Annotated in this window: 17 protein-coding genes; 4 read left to right on the top strand and 13 right to left on the bottom strand. The window is 67.6% G+C overall.

Features of this window, described 5'->3' with window-relative positions; genetic code table 11:
- Positions 1-2: 2 nt before the first annotated feature.
- The 6 genes from C936_RS0107525 to cysM are packed head-to-tail and all read right to left on the bottom strand — an operon-like array spanning position 3 to position 5334.
- The gene (locus C936_RS0107525; RefSeq protein WP_018174669.1) at positions 3-1142 is read right to left on the bottom strand and encodes a glycosyltransferase N-terminal domain-containing protein; all 1140 of its coding nucleotides are present in this window, start codon (positions 1140-1142) and stop codon (positions 3-5) included.
- Between the two features lie 35 nt (positions 1143-1177).
- Positions 1178-1603 carry a biopolymer transporter ExbD gene (locus tag C936_RS0107520; RefSeq protein WP_018138765.1) on the bottom strand — a complete coding sequence of 142 codons (426 nt, stop codon included), beginning with the start codon at positions 1601-1603 and terminating at the stop codon, positions 1178-1180.
- Positions 1600-2244 (bottom strand): MotA/TolQ/ExbB proton channel family protein, encoded by a 645-nt coding sequence (locus C936_RS0107515; protein ID WP_018138766.1) that lies wholly within the window; start codon positions 2242-2244, stop codon positions 1600-1602. The genes C936_RS0107520 and C936_RS0107515 overlap by 4 nt, the downstream gene beginning before the upstream one ends.
- Positions 2245-2279: 35 nt before the next feature.
- Positions 2280-3620, bottom strand: coding sequence for a 23S rRNA (uracil(1939)-C(5))-methyltransferase RlmD (rlmD, locus tag C936_RS0107510; RefSeq protein ID WP_018174668.1), 1341 nt, complete (start codon positions 3618-3620; stop codon positions 2280-2282).
- Positions 3620-4426, bottom strand: a complete 807-nt coding sequence (locus C936_RS0107505; protein ID WP_018174667.1) for a 3'-5' exonuclease — start codon at positions 4424-4426, stop codon at positions 3620-3622. The genes rlmD and C936_RS0107505 overlap by 1 nt, the downstream gene beginning before the upstream one ends.
- A complete protein-coding gene (gene cysM, locus C936_RS0107500) occupies positions 4423-5334 on the bottom strand; it encodes a cysteine synthase CysM (protein ID WP_018174666.1) in 912 nt (303 codons plus the stop codon). Before cysM ends, C936_RS0107505 begins: the two co-directional genes overlap by 4 nt.
- A gap of 277 nt (positions 5335-5611) precedes the next feature.
- Here cysM and C936_RS0107495 point away from each other — a divergent pair, with 277 nt between their 5' ends.
- On the top strand, positions 5612-6319 hold the full coding sequence (locus tag C936_RS0107495) for a MarC family protein (protein ID WP_018138770.1): 708 nt from the start codon (positions 5612-5614) through the stop codon (positions 6317-6319).
- 22 nt (positions 6320-6341) lie between these two features.
- Here the strand turns inward: C936_RS0107495 and C936_RS0107490 are convergent, their stop codons facing one another.
- Both C936_RS0107490 and C936_RS0107485 read right to left on the bottom strand, forming a co-directional pair.
- A complete protein-coding gene (locus C936_RS0107490; RefSeq protein ID WP_018174665.1) occupies positions 6342-7676 on the bottom strand; it encodes an MFS transporter in 1335 nt (444 codons plus the stop codon).
- Positions 7677-7736: 60 nt separating this feature from the next.
- A complete protein-coding gene (locus C936_RS0107485; protein WP_018138772.1) occupies positions 7737-8375 on the bottom strand; it encodes a TIGR02281 family clan AA aspartic protease in 639 nt (212 codons plus the stop codon).
- 107 nt (positions 8376-8482) lie between these two features.
- Here C936_RS0107485 and C936_RS0107480 point away from each other — a divergent pair, with 107 nt between their 5' ends.
- From C936_RS0107480 to ispG, 3 genes are all read left to right on the top strand, one after another.
- Positions 8483-9313: a hypothetical protein gene (locus tag C936_RS0107480; RefSeq protein ID WP_018174664.1), complete on the top strand. Its 831-nt coding sequence runs from the start codon at positions 8483-8485 to the stop codon at positions 9311-9313.
- The gene (locus C936_RS0107475) at positions 9294-10388 is read left to right on the top strand and encodes a hypothetical protein (protein ID WP_038038663.1); all 1095 of its coding nucleotides are present in this window, start codon (positions 9294-9296) and stop codon (positions 10386-10388) included. Before C936_RS0107480 ends, C936_RS0107475 begins: the two co-directional genes overlap by 20 nt.
- Positions 10389-10501: 113 nt before the next feature.
- Complete coding sequence (ispG, locus tag C936_RS0107470) at positions 10502-11728, top strand: flavodoxin-dependent (E)-4-hydroxy-3-methylbut-2-enyl-diphosphate synthase (RefSeq protein ID WP_018174662.1); 1227 nt, start codon at positions 10502-10504, stop codon at positions 11726-11728.
- A 105-nt stretch (positions 11729-11833) separates the two neighbouring features.
- On the opposite strand, the gene C936_RS0107465 is transcribed toward ispG, so the two are convergent.
- From C936_RS0107465 to mgtE, 5 genes are all read right to left on the bottom strand, one after another.
- Positions 11834-12208: a magnesium transporter MgtE N-terminal domain-containing protein gene (locus tag C936_RS0107465; protein ID WP_018174661.1), complete on the bottom strand. Its 375-nt coding sequence runs from the start codon at positions 12206-12208 to the stop codon at positions 11834-11836.
- A gap of 518 nt (positions 12209-12726) precedes the next feature.
- A complete protein-coding gene (locus C936_RS0107460) occupies positions 12727-14208 on the bottom strand; it encodes an AMP nucleosidase (protein WP_018174660.1) in 1482 nt (493 codons plus the stop codon).
- Positions 14209-14276: 68 nt separating this feature from the next.
- Positions 14277-15869: a Na/Pi cotransporter family protein gene (locus C936_RS0107455; protein ID WP_018862884.1), complete on the bottom strand. Its 1593-nt coding sequence runs from the start codon at positions 15867-15869 to the stop codon at positions 14277-14279.
- 290 nt (positions 15870-16159) lie between these two features.
- Positions 16160-16816: a TorF family putative porin gene (locus C936_RS0107450; protein ID WP_018174658.1), complete on the bottom strand. Its 657-nt coding sequence runs from the start codon at positions 16814-16816 to the stop codon at positions 16160-16162.
- 83 nt (positions 16817-16899) lie between these two features.
- The gene (gene mgtE / locus C936_RS0107445; protein WP_018174657.1) at positions 16900-18285 is read right to left on the bottom strand and encodes a magnesium transporter; all 1386 of its coding nucleotides are present in this window, start codon (positions 18283-18285) and stop codon (positions 16900-16902) included.
- Positions 18286-18750: the final 465 nt, after the last annotated feature.

The raw sequence follows: 18750 nt of genomic DNA, 5'->3' as shown, positions 1-18750 counted from the left end.
AGCTACCAGTCCCAGACCCGCCGCAGCACGGCATCGAAGTTGGCGTCCACCTGCCGGCGCTCCTCCCAGAAGCGCCGCCGGGCCGCGTCGCCCTGCTGGCGCCGGGCGGCGGGGTCGTCCCACAGTCGCGCCCAGGCCTCCAGCACGGCGGAGACATCCTCCAGCACCGGGCATGGAACCTCGGCGGCCGGTTCCTCTCCCAGACTCACGGCCGCACCCCCCGCCAGTCCCTGCCAGAGGGCCTGACGGTCGGGGGCGGCCAGGTGTATCGCATGCGCGGCGCTGGCCGCTGCCGCAAACCAGCGCCGGTCATCCAGATGCAAGATGGTCCCCGGCGCCAGAGCCGAGCGATCCCAATCCGAGACCCGCAGCCCGGCACCCGGGAGATCGCGCGCGGTCGCCGCCGCCCCACCCCGGCGGCTGGCCAGCAGGATATCGGTCGCCCCCATGCCGGATGCCTCCCAGGCCGCGCGCCATGCCGACCACTGGTCGTCACGTCCATGCCACCACCAAAGCCGCTGCACCTCCCCGCCGACCAGGGCGCGCAGGACCACGTCCGCCTGGGCCTCGACAAAACGCGCCTGGGGGTCGGCGACCGGCAGGACATCGGCCGCCGCACCGTCCGCCCAGCTCGTGGATGTGTTCAGGGGCCAACACTGGTCCACTGGCCGCACAGGTTTCCACGTGGGGGTACGGGTATTGACCGCAACCACCGGGCATTGGGCCTGTGCCAGCAGGCTGCGCGGGGCACCGCCCCCGGCCAGGAGGATGCCGTGGGGCTGGAAGCGATCCAGGACACGGCGCACCACGCGCGGGCGATCGCTGGGCCCATAGCCCACGCCGACCTTCTTGAATGGCTGCATGTGGCGCTCGAACAGCTCGGGGTAGTCCTGCTCGAAGGTCAGCACGATGCGCACGTCCTGACGCTTGTCGCGCACCGCACCCAGCAGCTCGATGCCCAGACGTACATCCTCGGCGGTGCCACCAGCCTTGATCCAGACCAGACGCCCGCGCTCGGCGGGCGGGCTCAGAAAACCGCGGCGCGCCCGCGCCCGCGCTCCGTTGCCCTGGCGATAATCGCGCCAGACGGCACGCCAGACCGGCAGCGGGCGATCACCGTAGCCCGCCGCCTCATCTCCCATGCGCAGCCCCGAAGGCGGCATCTTCGCGTGGCCCCTCAGTCATCGTCGTCGCGTTCACCCAGGGTCGCGATCGAGACCGAGGTAATGCCCAGGCGCCCGACCACATCGAGCGCGCGCACCACCGACTGATGCGAGGTATTGGCGTCGGCGCGGATCAGCACGGGATCATCCTCGCGCCCCTCGCGCGCCTCGGACAGCACGCGTTCCAGGGTCTCGGCGCGGCGGTTGACCAGCTCCTGGCCATCCACGAAGTAGTTGCCGTCGGCATCCACCACGATATCCAGCCAGGCCCGCTCGACCACTTCGGCCTCGCGGTCGGCCGAGGGCAGGGTCAGTTCGATGTCCGCGTGCTGATCGAAGGTGGTCGAGACCATGAAGAAGATCAGCAGCAGAAACACCACATCGATCAGCGGCGTCAGATTGACGCCCGGCTCGTCATGGTGCGGCCTGCGAAAGTTCACGCGGTGACTCCGCCTTCCGGCGTGGCGGCGGTTGCGTCCCGCTCGCCGTGGATCACCTCGACCAGCTTGGTCGCCTCCTGCTCCATCTCCAGCACCAGCTCGTCAATGCGGCCCCGGAAGTAGCGATGGAAGGCCAGTGCCGGGATCGCCACGCCGATGCCGGCGGCGGTGGTGATCAGGGCCTGGGAGATGCCCCCGGCCAGATCACGCGGGCTGCCCACGCCGATCTCGGTGATCACGGTGAAGACCTCGATCATCCCGACCACGGTGCCGAGCAGGCCCAGCAGCGGGGTGATCATCGCGATGGTGCCCAGCGTATTCATGTAGCGCTCGAGTTCGTGGGCCACCCGACGGCCGGCCTCCTCGATGCTCTCCTGGGTGATCTGGCGCGCACGGTCATGGGTGGCAAGACCGGCGGCCAGGATCGCGCCCAGCGGCGAACCCGCGCGCAGGCGCTGGATGTCGTCGAGCTTGAGGCCCTGCGTGCGCATCTGCTCCCACACCGAGGTCAGCAGGCGCGGCGGGACCACGCGCGAGCGGCGCAGCGTCCACAGCCGCTCCAGCACGATGGCCACCGCGAGTACGGAACACAGCAGGATCGGCAGCATCAGCCAGCCGCCCGCCTGTACGATCTCCAGCATTCAGTCTCTCCCTCTTGGCTCGTCGGGCCGGCGCGTCAGTCGCGCCGGAACACGGCCATGGATTCCACATGGGCGGTATGCGGGAACATATCCATGATTCCGGCCCGCTCCAGGCGATAGCCATGATGATGCACCAGGCGCTCGGCGTCACGGGCGAGCGTGGCCGGGTTGCAGGAAACATAGACCATGCGCTCGATGCCCTGCGGCGCCAGCGCCTCGATCGCCGCAGCCGCGCCGGTGCGCGGCGGGTCCAGCAGCACGCGGTCGGCGCGCTCGTGCAGCCATGCGGCGTTCTTCAGGGCCTCCACGTCGTCCAGGTCGGCGCGTTCGTAGCGGGTGTTGGCGATGCCCTGGTCGCGGGCATTGGCGCGCGCCCGTGCCAGCATCGCGTCGTCCACCTCGACGCCAACTACTTCGCCAGCCACCTCGCCATCCAACACGCTGCGCGCCAGCGGCAGGGTGAAGTTGCCCAGCCCGCAGAACAGATCCAGCACCCGCTGGCCCGGATGCAGGTCCAGCGCGGCCAGCGCCTGCGGGACCATCTTGCGGTTGATCCCGGCATGCACCTGGATGAAGTCCGTCGGCATGAACGGGACCGACACGTCGTAATCCGGGTGGCGATAGACCAGCGGCTCGATCGGCCCGGCCAGCGGTTCCACCGTGTCCGGGCCGCCGGGCTGCAGATACACCTGAATGCCCTCGGCCTCCGCCCAGGCGGACAGGCGCGCGCTGTCCGCCTCCGACAGTGGATCCAGGTTGCGAAAGATCAGCGCCACGCGCTCGTCGTCATCCACCGCCACCTCGATCTGCGGCAGGCGATCGCGCGCCTCGAGGCCGCCAATCAGCTCGCGCAGGGCCCGGATGCGCTGCCCCACGGCCGGGTGCAGCACCTCGCAGTGGGTCATCTCGGCCAGATACGGACTGCCGCGCTCGCGAAAGCCGACCAGCACCCCGCCCTTCTTCGGCACGTACTTCGCCCCCAGCCGCGCGGTGCGGCGGTAGCCGAGGGTGGTGTCGGTCAGCGGCTCGAAACGGGCCTCGGGGGTCACGTGGCCGATACGCTCCAGGGCATCGAACAGGGCCTGCTCCTTGATCGCACGCTGGGTCTCGATCGAGGCATGCTGCAGCTTGCAGCCGCCGCACAGGCCGAAAAACTCGCAGGGCGGCTCGACCCGGCCCGGGGCCGGCTCCAGCACCTCTACCACCTCGGCGCTGTCGAAGCGGCGCTTGCGCCCGGTCTGCTGGGCCATCACCCGCTCGCCCTTCAGCGCCCCGTGGATGAAGCAGGCCTTGCCATCGCGGCGGATCACGCCCTGGCCATCCAGCGTGACCTCCTCGATGGTGGCCTCGAACGGGGTCTTGTCGATGCGTGCCATCAGTCCGCGCGTCCGGCCGGCTGCCAGGCGTCGAGGAATTCGCGGTGGTGGGCCGCGCCGCTGGCCTCCAGGTACTCGGCCAGCTGCTGCTGCCGGCTGGCCAGGGCCGCGTCGGTCAGATTGCCGCGCATGTACTCGAAGCGCAGCCAGACCAGATAGGTGTTCAGCACGTCGTGCTCCACGTAGTCGTGGATCTCGCGGGCGCGGCCGTCGCGCCAGGCCGGCCAGACCTGGGAGCCGTCCATGCCCAGCTTGCCGGGAAAGCCGAGCAGGCTCGCCATCATGTCGAGGCTGGTGACCGCGCGGCCCTGGAAGCCGGCCAGCACGTCCATCAGGTCCACATGGCGCCAGTGGAAGCGCGACAGGTAGTTGTTGTAGCGAAACTCGCGGTCGTCGTCGCCCTGCTCCCAGTAGCGCGGGGCCTGCACACCGTTGACCAGCGCGCGGTAGTGCAGCACCGGCAGGTCGAAGCCGCCGCCGTTCCAGCTGACCAGCTGCGGCGTGCGCTTGTCGATTACATCGAAGAACTGGCGCAGCAGCTCGGCCTCGGTCGGCGTCTGGCCGTCCTCGCCCTCGCGCCCGAACGCGGAGAGCTTCAGCGCGTCGCCCCCCTGGTAGAGCACGCCGATGGAGACGATGCGGTGCAGCGGGTGCTTCAGGAACTCCGTGCCGGCCTGCGCGCGGCGCAGGGCGAACAGCGCCTCGGCCACCTCGTGATCGCTCAGGCCCTCGAAGTCGTGCAGGCGCCGGGCGCCGTCGATGTCGGGGACGGTCTCGAGATCGAAGATCAGGATCGGGGCGCTCATACGGGGAACACGCCGGTGGAGATGTAGCGGTCGCCGCGGTCACAGATGATCGCGACGAAGGTGCCGCCCTCGGTCGCGGCTGCAAGCTTCAGGGCCGCGGCCACGGAACCGCCGGAGGAGACACCCGCGAAGATGCCCTCCTCGGCGGCCAGCCGGCGCATGGTGTCCTCGGCCTCCTCCTGGGTCACATCCACCGTCTGGTCGACCCGCGAGGCCTCGAAGATGGTCGGCAGGTACGCCTCCGGCCAGCGCCGGATGCCGGGGATCGACGATCCCTCAGTGGGCTGCACGCCGACGATCTGCACGCTGGGGTCGCGCTCCTTCAGATAGCGCGACACGCCCATGATGGTGCCGGTGGTCCCCATCGCCGACACGAAGTGGGTCACCGTGCCCTCGGTGTCGCGCCAGATCTCCGGCCCGGTGCCGATGTAGTGGGCATCGGGGTTGTCCGGGTTGCCGAACTGGTTCAGTACCCGGCCCTTGCCCTCGGCCTCCATGCGGTCGGCCAGGTCGCGCGCGCCCTCCATGCTCTCCTCGCGCGAGACCAGCACCAGCTCGGCGCCAAAGGCCTTCATCGAGGCGCGCCGCTCGGCGGACATGTTGTCCGGCATCACCAGGATCATGCGATAGCCCTTCATCGCCGCGACCATCGCCAGCGCGATGCCGGTATTGCCGCTGGTCGCCTCGATCAGGGTATCGCCGGGCTGGATGTCGCCGCGGCGCTCGGCCGCCTGGATCATGTTCAGCGCGGGCCGGTCCTTGACCGAACCGGCGGGATTGTTGCCCTCGAGCTTCACCAGCACGGTGGACGGCAGATCCGCCGCCATGCGCTGCAGGCGCACCAGCGGCGTGTTGCCGACAAAGTGCTCGAGGGTCGGGAAGGATTCAGGGTGCAGGCGTTTCTTCATGCGCGCAGAGTATAACGACCGGGCCCCGTCCCTGCCCACGCACGCGACGGTCCGGCGTCGGGGCTTCCCATGGAGATTGCTTCGTCGCGCTGCTCCTCGCAATGACGCGAAGGGGGCACCGCAAGCGTCAGGCGATTGCTTCGTCGCTTGGCTCCTCGCAATGACACCAAAAGGGCACCGTCATCGCGAGGCGCGCAGTGCCGTGGCGATCGGTGTGATCAGGCCGCCTGCGCAAGCTTATCTCGCAACCTTCCGGCTTCCGGCCTAAGATCCAGTCATGCTCGTACTGCTGGAATACCTCGTCGTCACCTTCCTGGCGGTGTTCGTGATCGTGAACCCGCTGACCACAGCGTTCATCTTCACGGCGATGCTGCCACGCGCCTCTGAGGAGAAACGGCGCGCGATCGCGCTGCGTTCGGTGAAGGTAGCCACCTCCCTGCTGTTCGCCTTCGCCCTGCTGGGCGGGGTGATCTTCCAGTTGTTCGGAATCACCCTGGCCGCGTTTCGCATCGCCGGCGGCATCATCCTGTTCGGCATCGCGATCGGCATGATTCGGCAGAAGGGAGCGACCGAAAAGGAGACCGCCGAAGAGGTGAAGGCCGACAAGGGGCACGTGACCGAGGATATCTCGGTGATCCCGCTGGCGATCCCGTTCATGAGCGGTCCGGGTGCGATCGCCACGGTGATGATCCTGACCAGCGAGGCCCCGACGGTCTATCACACGGGGCTCGTGTTCCTCGGCGTACTGGCCTGCATGGTGGCCTGCTACTACGCGATGATCTATTCGCGCTACATCGTCCAGTACCTGGGCGACACCGGGAAGGACATCCTGACCAAGGTCTTCGGCCTGATCCTGGCGGTACTGGCCGTGCAATTCGTGATCAACGGCATCAGCGACGCCGCAATCGGCTTCATGCTGGACACCGAAATGCTGGACGAAAACGAGGTGGAGGACCCGCGCATCCCGGCCCGTGACCACGATTAGGGCAGCGCGACTGCCCTTCGAGTCAGGCCGTATCGGGCTCGCGGTTGCGCCGGGCGAGATGCAACGGAATCGAGGCCAGCAGCGCGGCCACGAACAAGAACAGACAGAACAGGATCGCATTGGCCAGCCCCAGCCAGGCCTGCAACAGGCCAATCCCGACCAGGCCAAAGATCGCGGCCGCCCGCGCCGACAGCGCCCAGAAGCCAAACCAGCGCCCCGCCTCGCGTACCGGCACCATCATGCCCACCAGAGCGCGCCCGGCCGACTGTGCAGCCCCAAGACACAGCCCGGCAATGATCCCGACCCCGAGAAACACCATCTGCGCCTCGACCGGCTGGCCCAGCAACGCGCTCAGCCACTGCGCAATGGCCGAAGTGCCGAAGATCGCCAGCACCGCCAGCGCCCACAGCGCGAGGGTGATGCGGTAGATACGCACCGGTCCGACGCGGTCCATCAGGAAGCCAAACCCGATCGCCCCAATGATCGCCGTGACCTGGGTGATCACGAACATCGCGATGCGCACCGACTCCTCCCACTGGATCACCTGCGAGCCGTAGATGAAGGTGAAGGAGATGATGATGTAAATCCCGGCCATCATGAAGAAGATGGACACATACAGCGCGCGCAGCTCGCGGCGCTGCCCCAGGGTCACCAGCGCCTCGCGCACGCGGCGCCAGCCAAGCCCCAGTTGCAGCCGTCGGCGCATGCGCCGACGCGTACCACGCTCTTTCAGGAACAGGAAGGTCGGGATCGCAGAGACCAGGAAGAAGGCCGCGGCGAAAGGTCCCACCCAGCGGATGCGCTCGAAGTTCTCCTCGCTGACGTCACCCAGCAGACCCAGGGCAAAGGCGGTGGCAATCAGCCCGCCGACATAGCCCATGCCCCAGCCGAGCCCGGAGATCCAGCCAAGCTTCTCCGGCGGCCCGAGACTGGGCAGGAAGCTGGCGATAAAGGACTCTCCAATCGCGTAGCCAAAGTTGGAGGCGATGATCAGCGCCATGCCGAAGACCACCAGCCCCGGCTCGACGAAGTAGAGCATCGCCGTGGCGATCACGGTCAGCATCCAGGAGGCCATCAGGAAGCGCTTGCGCGAGGCCGTGGCATCCATGATCGCACCGGCGAACGGGGCAGCGATCACCACCATCCCGTAGCTGATCGCCAGGGCCAGGCTCCACAGCAGATTGCCCAGCCGGTAGTCCGGCCCGTCACCGACGATGATGCGGGTGAACAGATCGCCGAAGATCACCGTGATGATCAGCAGCGTGTAGGCCTGGTTGGCGAAGTCGAACATCGCCCAGCCGAAGATCTCGCGGCGCGGGGCGGGGGCATCGACGGGGTGACGCCGGATCAGCGGCATAGGGGACCGGAGGCATGGTTTGCCGCATCCTAACGCGAATCCACCCGGCAGTTTTTGAGCTTACGGCCGGATGGTGTAAGCCCCGCCATCGAACTCGACCTCGAAGGCATCCAGGAACGCCTGACCCAGACGCGAGCGCGGCAGGTCCTCGTCGGCCAGGACGATCACCGGGACGTCATCGCGGGCCAGATGCCCCAGTTGCAAGCGGTCAACGCGCAGCGAACGCCCCTCTACCCTTCCGCGGGCGCGTCCGACACGGACCGACTCCCCGCGATCCGGATCGAGACCCGCGCGCCGGGCATCGCGTTCGCGCAGCAGCACCCACTCGGCCTCGGGATCAATCACGAAGGTCACCGCCTGACCGTTGACCCCGCCGGTAACCGCGTGCTCGCCCGCCGAATCCCGATGTACGCTGACCCCGGCGCCACGCCGGTCGACCTGGGGCGCACCGGCGCCGCGGGGGCGTCTTTCCACCTGAAGTTCGCGACGCTCGCCGGCGCGCTCGACCACCGCGCCACTGCCGGAGATGCGCAGTACCCGCACCCCGCCCGGCCCGGTCTCGCCCTCGCCGACCAGCGCGCGCTCGCCGTCGACCGACAGCACGACCTGATTGCCGAACACGGCATGCAGTTGCCAGTCCTCCGCCGCTACCGGCGCGGCGAGCAGACAAAGGAGAATAATGACGGCGATGCGTGGCATGCCCCGGTTATACCCTGACCACCTGAACCGCACCAGAACGGCTTCTTCCTGCATCGCGCGACGCCCGCGCTTGCTACCATCGGGAGACATCCCTTGCGGAGTCACGCATGTCCGCCACTGCCCCCGCCGCCGCGGTGCCCACCCGGGCGCCGGCCAATGCCGCCCGCCAGCTGTTCACGCTGGTGCTCCTGCTGATGGGGCTGTGGCTGCTCCACCTGAACCTGCGCGTGGCGCCCGAAGCGGTGATCCTGGCCCTGTGGATCGGGGCGACCCTGCTGATCGGCTACGGCGGCTTTCGCCGCCACCGGTTGCGCCGGGCGGCGTTCCTGCGCGGCTATCTGGATGCGGGCAGCCCGTGGAGCGAACGCCTGCGCGGGGGCCCGCTGATGGCATTGCGCCACCTGGTCGTGGGGGCTCTGTTGGGCGGGCTGCTGGTCCTGGCCTTGGCCCGCATCCAGACCCCGGCGGTGTGGGCGGTCCTGGTCGCGGGCGCGCTGGCACTGGTCGTGCTGGAGGCCGCCTTTGCCCGGCTGATCGCCGGTCATGCGCACCCGCGGCTGGCCCCGGAGCTGGCCCGGCGCGGCGCCTTGTGGATCACCGGCGGCGGGCTGACACTGGCGTTGCTGGTGCTGGCCCTGCGTGGCTGGTATCCGGACCTTTCCGGCGCCTCGCTGGAACAGGTGATCTGGTTCATGGTGGAGCACGAAGGGGCCCGAAGCGCCGTGCTGGAGATCGGGCTGCAACTGGCCGCGGCCCAGGACGGGCTGCGCCTGTGGCTTGGCCAGCAGTGGCTGCCGCCCGGCGCCCAGCCCCTGCCGGTGCTGGTGGCCTGGTCGCTGCTATTGATCGAACAGGCATTTTTGGCCGCCGGCTTCCTGCTGCTGGCCAACGGACTGCTCCCGCCCCGTGATCCCGGCGATGACCCCGCGCAACCGTAGACTCCTGCGGACCCTGGCCTGGTTCGCGCTGACCGCCCTTGCGGCGGCCGCGTTCCTGGCCCAGGTCGATCGCCACGAACCGCGCCAGTGGGATGACCAGGCGCATGTCGAACTGGAGTTCGAGGGCGAGCGCTATCGGCTCGACCGCGACCGGCTGAGCCGCCTGGAGCGCTTCTCGCTGGAGTGGCTGGAGGCCGGTGACGAGCAGGTCCGAGGCCAGTGGCAGACCCGGATCGATCACGAACTGGACCAGCACTTCCAGACCCTGCATGACCGCGTGCCCGAGGTCGCGGACTGGTACTTCTCGCTGGGTGCGGAGTATCAGCGCCTGTTGCTCCGCGGCGCCCAGTGGCTGGGCACGGCCGAAGACGACGCGGCCACACGGGCCCTGCGCGACCGACTCTTGCCGGAAGACCTCTGGGACGGTCCTCTGCAGGCGCTTGCCGAACGGGCGCAATGGGGCCTGGACGAGGATCAGCGCAAGGTCCGGGATGCCTGGCGCATCGCCCTGACGCGCGAGATGGCCGACGCCCGCGTACCCGCCACGCCGGCGGCCCTGCAGTCGCCGATCGAACAGCACGCGCGCATCGAGCGGGCCCAGCAACTGGCCAGCGCGATGGACGCGGATCTCGCCCGGCTGGAACAGCGCGCGGGCCTGGCGGCCACTGCCGCCGCCGGAACGGGACTGGCCACCCCGCTGATCGCCCGTGCGGTCCAGGCCCGGCTGGCGGCCCAGGTGGCGCGCGGTGGCGGTGCGGCATTGACCCGGGCCGGGCGCGCGGGGGCCCTGGGCGCGGGGGTCTGCGCCTGGAGCGGTCCGGTCTCGCTCGGCTGCGGGATCGCGGCCGCCGGCGCGGCCTGGGTCGGGACCGACTGGGTGCTGCTGCGGATCGACGAGGCGCGCCACCGCGAGGACCTCGAGGCCGCCCTGCACGAGGCCCTGGACGCCCTGCACACCGAGACCCGCCTGACCTGGCAGCAAGCCATCGCCGAGCATGTCGAGGCACGCCACTCGGCCAGCCGCGAGGCAATCGACCGGACCTTTCAGCCGTGGAAGGCGGCCCTGAATCCGTGAACCGCGGCACCCGTTGCAGCCCCGGCAACCCCTGCGCACCTGCGGCGTCTCGGCAGCGAGCGGGGCCTGCGTTACACTCCGCGCACCGTTTTCCCGCCCTTACGTAGCTCAACATGAACACGACCCCCGCCCGCCGCAAGACCGTCCCCGTTCGCATCGGCCCTGTCACCGTCGGTGGCGATTCCCCGGTGATGGTGCAGTCGATGACCAACACCGATACCGCCGATGCGCTGCGCACCGCCGTGCAGGTGGCGGAACTGGCGCGCGCCGGCTCCGAGGTCGTGCGCATTACGGTGAACTCCGAGGACGCGGCGAAGGCGGTGCCGGAGATCCGCGAGCGGCTGGAGGCCATGGGGCTGGAGGTGCCGCTGGTCGGGGACTTCCACTTCAACGGGCACAAGCTGCTGACCAAGTACCCGGAGTGCGCCGAGGCGCTGGCCAAGCTGCGCATCAATCCCGGGAATGTCGGCCGCGGCTCGAAGCGCGACGCCCAGTACGCCGCGATGATCGAGACCGCGATCCGCTATGACAAGCCGGTGCGGATCGGCGTGAACTGGGGCAGTCTGGACCAGGCCCTGCTCGCACGGATGATGGACGAGAACAGCCAGCGCGCCGAGCCGGCCGCGCCCGAGGCGGTGATGCAGGAGGTGCTGATCGCCTCGGCACTGGAGAGTGCGGCCGAGGCCGAGCGCATCGGCCTGGCCCACGACCGCATCATCCTCTCGGCCAAGGTCAGCGGCGTGCAGCCGCTGATCAGCGTCTACCAGGACCTGGCCACGCGCTGCGACTACCCGCTGCACCTCGGCCTGACAGAGGCCGGCATGGGCGCGAAGGGCATCGTCGCCTCCACCGCCGCGCTGGCCGTGCTGCTGCAGCAGGGCATCGGCGACACCATCCGTATTTCGCTGACCCCGGAGCCCGGCGGCGACCGCACCCAGGAGGTCCTGGTCGCCCAGGAGATCCTGCAGAGCATGGGGCTGCGCAGCTTCCTGCCGTCGGTGGTCGCCTGCCCCGGCTGCGGTCGCACCTCCAGCGAGTACTTCCAGCACCTGGCACAGGACATCCAGTCCTACATCCGCCAGCAGATGCCCAACTGGAAGCAACAGTACCCGGGCGTGGAGGAGATGACCGTCGCGGTAATGGGCTGCGTGGTCAACGGCCCCGGCGAGAGCAAGCACGCCAACATCGGCATCTCCCTCCCCGGCACCGGCGAGCAACCCGTGGCCCCGGTCTACGAGGACGGCGAGAAGACCGTGACGCTCAAGGGCGAACGCATCGCCGAGGAATTCCAGGCCCGCGTCGAGGCCTACATCGAACGCCGCTACGGCCAGACCGCCTGACCCAGCGCGGCTTCCGCCCTCGTTCCCGGTTACGACCAACCCGGGGCTGCCCCCCCGGGAGGCCCACCGCCGCACCCCGCGCCCTTCGCCACACCGAGACGCCGTTCAACGATTACGCCGATGCACCAGGATCATTTCCACGCCCCGGCGCTTGAACGCGGGTAGCGACTCGAGAATCTCGTGGACGTCGGCATCCGGCAGGCGCTCGCAGATCCTCGCCAGGGCATAGTTGCTCAGCCCCCGGGCGAGCGAGGCGGTGTCCTCCGCGGACAGCCGCCGTACCACGTCGGCCTGGGCATTTTCGGTGAGCTGCATCAGGCGCAGCCGGGCCGTGCCGGGCTCGCCACCGCGCAGCGCGCGGTGTACGACCTCCAGCGCCGCGTCCGGACGCTCGTCCTGCCAGAGGATCGGGCCCACCGTGGCAGTCTCGGTCCCGGGAAAGTGGGTGTTGTTCAGGTTCTCTGCGTAGATCGGGTTCATCTCGTTTCTCCTCGCCATCGGGCCGACGCCGAAAACGGCGCGCAGCAACATGGCCGCACCACAGGTGCGGAACAGGATGCGAAGAGCGGTAGCGGGAAAGAAACGGTCGGCGCAGGTACCCGGTCGGGCATTGCTTCGCGCAAGCGATCGTCCTTGTCACGGTCCGGTCGTGTTCCGGGGCCGGACGGTAGCTGCGACGATACCCCTTGCGTGCCGTCAGTGATGTCGCGGCGCGCAAGGGACAGTCAAGGTGGGCTTAGATGACCCGGTGCCTCGGCGTGTCCAGGCGCGACAGGCGACAAAACCGTTTCAGACCGCAACCGGCCTTCACATGTTTTGGTCGACTACTGTCACTGTCCATTCAAGCAATGACCTCTGCTGCCTCGGATATGCCCCCAGCGCGTGCTGGAGACGGCCAACATTATATCGACAGCCCCTGGCACACGAAACCCCTTTGCGTTTGTTTTTGCCAGCCACCCCCCTCCTCCATTCGCCCCTCCAACATCGACGACGGGCGCCTAGAGGAATGCCGTTTCGTTGAAGGAGCGCAGCTTGCGGCTGTGAATCTCCTCGATGGGCATGTCGCGCAGCAACTCCATTGCGCGAATCCCGATCTGCAGGTGGCGCGACACCTGTGTTCGGTAGAAGCTCGACGCCATGCCTGGCAGTTTCAGTTCACCGTGAAGCGGCTTGTCGGATACGCACAGCAGCGTCCCGTAGGGGACGCGAAAGCGGAACCCATTGGCCGCGATGGTTGCGCTTTCCATATCCAGGGCGATCGCCCGTGACTGGCTGAGGCGCTGCACCGGCCCGGACTGCTCCCGCAACTCCCAGTTCCGATTGTCGATGGTGGCTACCGTGCCGGTGCGCATGATCTGCTTCAGGTCGTAGCCCTCGAGCTGCGTGATCTCCGCCACGGCATCCTGAAGCGCGATCTGAATCTCGGCCAAAGCCGGAATCGGCACCCATACGGGCAGATCGGCATCGAGCACGTGGTCTTCGCGCAGGTAGGCATGGGCGAGAACGAAATCCCCCAGCGCCTGAGAGCTTCGCAGCCCGGCGCAATGACCCACCATCAGCCAGGCACGCGGGCGCAGCACGGCGATATGGTCGGTGGCAGTTTTCGCATTCGATGGCCCCACACCGATATTGACCAGCGTCACCCCCGCCCCGCCCGGACGCTGCAGGTGGAAGGCCGGCATCTGCGGCAAGCGGGGCCGTGCGGGGATCGGCGCGTCAGGGTCGGTGATCACGACATCCCCCGGTGCCACGAGCGCGGTGTAGCCGCTGTCGGGATCGCGCAGCTGTGCGCGGGCGAAACCCTCGAACTCGTCCATGTAGAACTGGTAATTGGTGAACAGGACGTGGTTCTGGAAATGCTCGGGCGCAGTGCCCGTGTAATGCGCAATCCGCGCCAGCGAATAATCCACCCGCTGCGCACTGAACAGGGCCAGCGGCAGTGAGCCATCCTCGCGTGCCACGGCGTCACCATTGGCGGCCTCGTCATTCATGGTGGCCAGATCCGGCACATCGAAATAATCGCGCAGCGAGCGTTCCTGCCCATCATGCTCCAGCGGCTTCACCTCACCCCTGCCGGCCATGGCAAATTGCAGGGGTATCGGCGTGGTGGATGGGCCGATACTGACCGGGACACCATGGTTCTGCATCAGCAACGTGATCTGCTGATGCAGGTAATCCCGGAACAGGTCCGGGCGGGTCACCGTTGTCGTATACGTTCCCGGCTCCGTTACGTGGCCGAAGCTCAGGCGCGAATCGATCGGATCGAAGCGCGAGGTGGAAAAACGGATTTCCGGATAGCAAGCCCTGAAACGGGCCGCCGGCAGCTCACCTCTGGAAACACCATCAAACGCTTCGACAAGAAATCGTGTTGCGGTCGCGTAGAGCTCTTCCAGGCAGGCGACCGCCTGGTCGGCATCCGTAAAAGAGCGAAACTCGGGCACCGCAGGGGCCTGAATTGGAGGCAAGCTGTTCGGCGTCATCCGGATTCTCCTTTCTGTTTGGCCAGTGCCTAAGCGCCTGAATCGCATCAGCTCGGTAACAAGCATGCTTACGTGTCCAGCGCCTCGACCTCCGGTTCGTTACGGCAGTAGACATATGCCACGCCGCTCAGACGGCGATTGAGCTGCTGGAAGTCATCCAGGATCTCCCAGGCCGGGTACGGCAGACCGATCTGCGTGCGCTTCGCCTGGATCAGCCAGCTACTGTTCTCCTGCTTGCGTTCCAGGATCTTGCGCCCCAACTCGGGGCGCTCGCGCATCAGCATCCGCGCCACGGTGTTCATCTGCTGCGAGAGCCGCGTCGCGGCCTCGGCCAACACCGGGCGCGCGGCGTCCAGCGCGTTGGGATGTGTCCGCACGAGGCGCTCGACATCCTCGTAGAGGTTCGGACCCAGCGTGCGCACGATGACCGGCAGTTCGCGCATGAAGTCGTCCAGAGTCTCCTTCAGGACCTGGTCGTCCTCATCCAGCGCGTCGTCGGGGATGCCGTCCAGGAACTCCACCAGCTCGTCGCGAACCTCCAGGATCTGCCAGCGCCGATGATCCATCTCCGTCTTGAGCCCGGGCGGAAGCGCACCCTCGGACAGCGCGAGCATCGCCCGCTCGCGGATCAGGTGCAGCTGATCGAACACCTTCAGTGTCTCGCGCAGCACGGCATTGAGAGCCAGGGCTGGATTCTGCAGGAGCAGCGGGTCGAGACTGGTCGCCGCGGAGGGCTCGGCGGCGGGCTTGGGAACCAGGACACGGACCCAGCGCCCGAGCAGAGGCGCGAACAGGATCGCCGCGCAGGCAGCCAGATTGAACAGGGTATGGCCCCAGGCCGCCTGCTGCGGGAGGGTCCCGGGCAGCGACTCCAGCGATGCCAGCGGAACGGTCAGCAACACGGCGGTGAGCGCGACCACCAGCGGCCCCTTGACCAGAAAATTGGCCAGACCGAGCCGGCGCCCCTGGCGATCGCCCCAGCCGGCAACCAACACCGTCAGCACCAGACCGATGTTCGCGCCCAGTACCCACAGCAGAAGCATCGTCAGGTCCACCTGCCCGCTTGCGACCAGCGCAAGCGCGAGCGCAATCGACGCCGTGGCGCTCTGCATCAGCAGCGTCAGCAGCGCAGCGCCGATCAGAAACAGCAGGGGGAGCTGCCCCAGCGCGGCGAAGAGATTGACCACGGCGGGATCATTGCCCAGCGAGCGAGCGGCCTCGCCCAGCAGCCCCATCCCCAGCAGCATGAAACCGAACGCCAGCAGCGCCTGCCCGATGCCCCGCGGCCGTGGGGCCTCGACGTACAGGAACAACGCCGCGCCCAGGGCGACGAACAGGCCCGCGAATGCCTGCAGGTCGAAGGACAACACCTGGATCAGCGCCGTCGTGCCCAGTTGCGCCCCCAGCAGAACCGCGAGCACGTTTTCCCAGGCGACATTCCCGCGGCGGGTCATCTGCACCGAGAGCAGGGCCGCGGCCGTCGACGAGGGCATCACGACCCCGCCCGCGACACCACCGACCCATGCGCGGGGGCGAGTGCGGGTAAAGCCCTGCAGCCAGTCGATCAGGTCACCGCCCATCGCCCGCGCGAAGCCCTTGCGCAGGAAGCGCAGGCCGAACAGGATCAGCAGGACGCCTGCTACGAGATTGATCATTTCCATCGCGGCACCTGTGCAGCGGTTCGCGCTCAGTTTGTGTACTTGCAGGCTCCGGGGCCCTGTCCCGGAGCTTCGGTTTTGGGAAACGGGTCTGCTCACCGCTGCCAGGCGGCTGGTTATCTGCCAGCCGTTCGGGCAGCAGGGAACGCTGCGCAATCTGAACCGCAGCTACGGGCCCGCCCTGGCAGTCACAACGCTCCTTTCCGGACTCGGATCCTGCAAAAGAAAACGGGCCGCCTCCCGGCTCGGAGTCCCGGAAGACGGCCCGCTGGTCAGTGTCCGGAGCGGACGCGTCAGAAGCTCAGAGTGTAGCCGGCCACGAAGAGGTCCTGGGCACCGCTCTCGTCGCGCGAGGCGTAGGTGAGCGAGAAGGTGCCGAAGTCGGTCGCGTGCGCCGCGCCCAGTTCCCAGAACTTCGCGCCGTTGTCATCGGCCGGATCGTCATAGCCGAGCCCGCCGAAGAGCTCGGTACGCGGGGCCACCTCGTGCCCGGCCCCGACGAACCAGACGCGGCTGCCCTCGGCATCGCGATCGTCGGCGTGCGCGACATACGCCACCTCGGCGAACAGCGGCCCCCAGTCCGCACCCAGGAACAGCTCACCCTCGTCTTCGTCATCCAGGCTGGAGTAATGGGAGTACTCGTAGCCGAATTCGATGCCGATCGGGCCAGCGTCGAAGCCGTAGCCGACGAACGGGACGATCTCGGTGCCACGGCCACTGCCCAGGCTGGAGGCCTGCACACCGGTGAACACACCGGTGGGGAAGCCCAGCTCGAAGCCGCCCTGCACCACCGGGTCGTTGTCGGACTTGGAGGCACCGTCGTCGATGTAGTCGGTGAACACGCCGATGTTGAATTCGGCCTCGGCGGCCTGGATGGCCGGCACACCGAAGGCGAAGACTCCGGCCAGGGTGGCGCCCAGCACGCCACGATGGAAGTTGCGATGATTCATGTCGATTCCTCTTCTATCAAATGATCTTTGCAGGCGTGTTGCCGGATCTTGTCCCCGGCAACACGCGTCGGTTTTCCCGTCGTTCAGGCCGGCATATGCGAGCTCAGCAGCCAGGCAGCCATCCCGAAGTACACGGCCAGGCCGGTAAAATCCTTTATGGTGGTGATGAACGGGTCTGCACCAGGCGCATGGTCCACACCAACCTTCAGCAGCACCCACGGCAACAGGAACCCAAGGAGGGAGGCGGTGAACACGGAGATGAACAGCGCAACACCGACCACGACGCCCAGTTGCGGGATGTCGTTCGGCGCACCCTGCCAGAAATAGGCAATCGTCCCGGCCAGCACGGCCATGATGACCCCCATGGCCAGACCCACACCGGCCTCACGCACCATGTGGCCACGGAAAAATCGGCCCAGGTTGATATGCCCCAGGGCAAGCCCGCGGGCGAAGATCGTGGTCGACTGCGTGCCGACGTTGCCGCCCATGTCCATCACCAGCGGGATAAAGATGGCCAGCGCAACCACCGCCGCCAGGGTGTCCTCGAAGAAGTCGATCACCCCGCCTACGGCCAGACCCCCGGCCAGCGTCACCATCAGGAAGGCCATGCGCACCTTGACCGCATAGCCAATCCCACCGGAGGTCAGCTTTTCGGATCGAACGACATCCTTGTGATGCAGCAGATCCCCAATGCCCGCCTTCTTGTAGAAGTCTTCCGAGGTGTCTTCCTCAAGCACGTCCATCGCATCATCGATGCGCAACACGCCCACCAGCAGGCCGTCCGCATCCACCACGGGCAGCCAGGGCAGGTCCGTCCGCTGCAGCAGCCGGGCGGCCTCCACCTTGTCGCCGGTCGGCGTGGTGTAGAAGTCCCCCATCTCGAGGAGTTCACCCACCGGCTGTTCCGGCTCGGCGCGGAACAGTCGGCCCAGGCGCACGAGCCCGCGGTAGTGCTGGTCGCGATCGGTGATCAGCAGCGCCGCCCCAACATCTTCGGGCATCTTGGAGTTGTCGCGCAGCCGTGCGGTAACCTCGCCAACGGTCTCCTCCGGGGTCACCCAGAACACGGGGCGGCGCATGAAGCGGGCCACCGTGTCCTCGTCTTGACGCCACAGGGTGCGGACCTTGTCACGCTTGGCGCCCGGGAGGGCGTTCAGGAAATCGTCGGAACGCCCTTTGCCAACGAGATTCAGGGCACGCGCCAGGGTGTAGGCCGGCAGACGCTGGACCAGTTCACGCGCTGCGGGGGCCGGCATCTGTTCGAGCAGGATGGCCTGCTCTTCGTCGTCCATGGCCAGGAAGATGGCGCGACGCTCGTTGAGGTCCACGCCTTCCAGCACGGTCCAGCGCGCGGCCGGCTCCAGTTCGGCGAGACGTTCGGCCGTTATGGCCGGGGCTGGGTGGATCAGCTCAGAACGGGCGCGTTCCAGCTCACCCGCGTCAATCATTTTCTGGATGATGTCGTTCATCAGTAATGCTCCTCGTACGTGTAAGAGTCATACAAAGCACGCAGGGCATTACAAAAAGACAAAAGAATCCCGTGACCGCTGGCGGCGGTCTTTTACAAAACTCCCGTCAGCAAGACGAACACACTTTTACTTTTTCCACTGCCCTGCAGTGTTACTTCGGGCCTAGACCCGGGGTCGTCGTCTTCAGGTGCTGGCATGGCAGCCTCCTGTTGGTTGGCTGGTTAAGAGAAAACGGACACGCGCACAGCAATACGCACCCCGCTCCACCGGAGACACGCAGAGCGTCCCCCGATTCGGGCAGAGGCGGAATATTATCGAACGGCATGGAGTCGTGCGCCGCGCACAAGGGCTGGCGCAGCACGGGGTGAGGGCTGGGGAGGCGCCCGTCGCAACGGACAGGGAGGGGAAAGGGCTTGCCACCCCCCGGAATCACGCATATCGCTGACACCGGGGAGACACCACCGA

It is taken from the genome of Thioalkalivibrio sp. ALJ4 (assembly GCF_000377225.1).
In the GTDB taxonomy this organism is placed as follows: domain Bacteria; phylum Pseudomonadota; class Gammaproteobacteria; order Ectothiorhodospirales; family Ectothiorhodospiraceae; genus Thioalkalivibrio.
This window is presented reverse-complemented; position numbering and strand designations above follow the sequence as displayed.

Bases quoted from the DNA above. Each gene is read 5' to 3' on its own strand.
- C936_RS0107485 (WP_018138772.1), bottom strand. From the start codon at position 8,375: ATGCCACGCATCGCCGTCATTATTCTCCTTTGTCTGCTCGCCGCGCCG.
- C936_RS0107490 (WP_018174665.1), bottom strand. From the start codon at position 7,676: ATGCCGCTGATCCGGCGTCACCCCGTCGATGCCCCCGCCCCGCGCCGC.
- C936_RS0107475 (WP_038038663.1), top strand. From the start codon at position 9,294: ATGACCCCGCGCAACCGTAGACTCCTGCGGACCCTGGCCTGGTTCGCG.
- C936_RS0107495 (WP_018138770.1), top strand. From the start codon at position 5,612: ATGCTCGTACTGCTGGAATACCTCGTCGTCACCTTCCTGGCGGTGTTC.
- ispG (WP_018174662.1), top strand. From the start codon at position 10,502: ATGAACACGACCCCCGCCCGCCGCAAGACCGTCCCCGTTCGCATCGGC.
- cysM (WP_018174666.1), bottom strand. From the start codon at position 5,334: ATGAAGAAACGCCTGCACCCTGAATCCTTCCCGACCCTCGAGCACTTT.
- C936_RS0107450 (WP_018174658.1), bottom strand. From the start codon at position 16,816: ATGAATCATCGCAACTTCCATCGTGGCGTGCTGGGCGCCACCCTGGCC.
- C936_RS0107525 (WP_018174669.1), bottom strand. From the start codon at position 1,142: ATGGGAGATGAGGCGGCGGGCTACGGTGATCGCCCGCTGCCGGTCTGG.
- C936_RS0107505 (WP_018174667.1), bottom strand. From the start codon at position 4,426: ATGAGCGCCCCGATCCTGATCTTCGATCTCGAGACCGTCCCCGACATC.
- C936_RS0107515 (WP_018138766.1), bottom strand. From the start codon at position 2,244: ATGCTGGAGATCGTACAGGCGGGCGGCTGGCTGATGCTGCCGATCCTG.
- C936_RS0107460 (WP_018174660.1), bottom strand. From the start codon at position 14,208: ATGACGCCGAACAGCTTGCCTCCAATTCAGGCCCCTGCGGTGCCCGAG.
- C936_RS0107480 (WP_018174664.1), top strand. From the start codon at position 8,483: ATGTCCGCCACTGCCCCCGCCGCCGCGGTGCCCACCCGGGCGCCGGCC.
- C936_RS0107465 (WP_018174661.1), bottom strand. From the start codon at position 12,208: ATGAACCCGATCTACGCAGAGAACCTGAACAACACCCACTTTCCCGGG.
- rlmD (WP_018174668.1), bottom strand. From the start codon at position 3,620: ATGGCACGCATCGACAAGACCCCGTTCGAGGCCACCATCGAGGAGGTC.
- mgtE (WP_018174657.1), bottom strand. From the start codon at position 18,285: ATGAACGACATCATCCAGAAAATGATTGACGCGGGTGAGCTGGAACGC.
- C936_RS0107455 (WP_018862884.1), bottom strand. From the start codon at position 15,869: ATGGAAATGATCAATCTCGTAGCAGGCGTCCTGCTGATCCTGTTCGGC.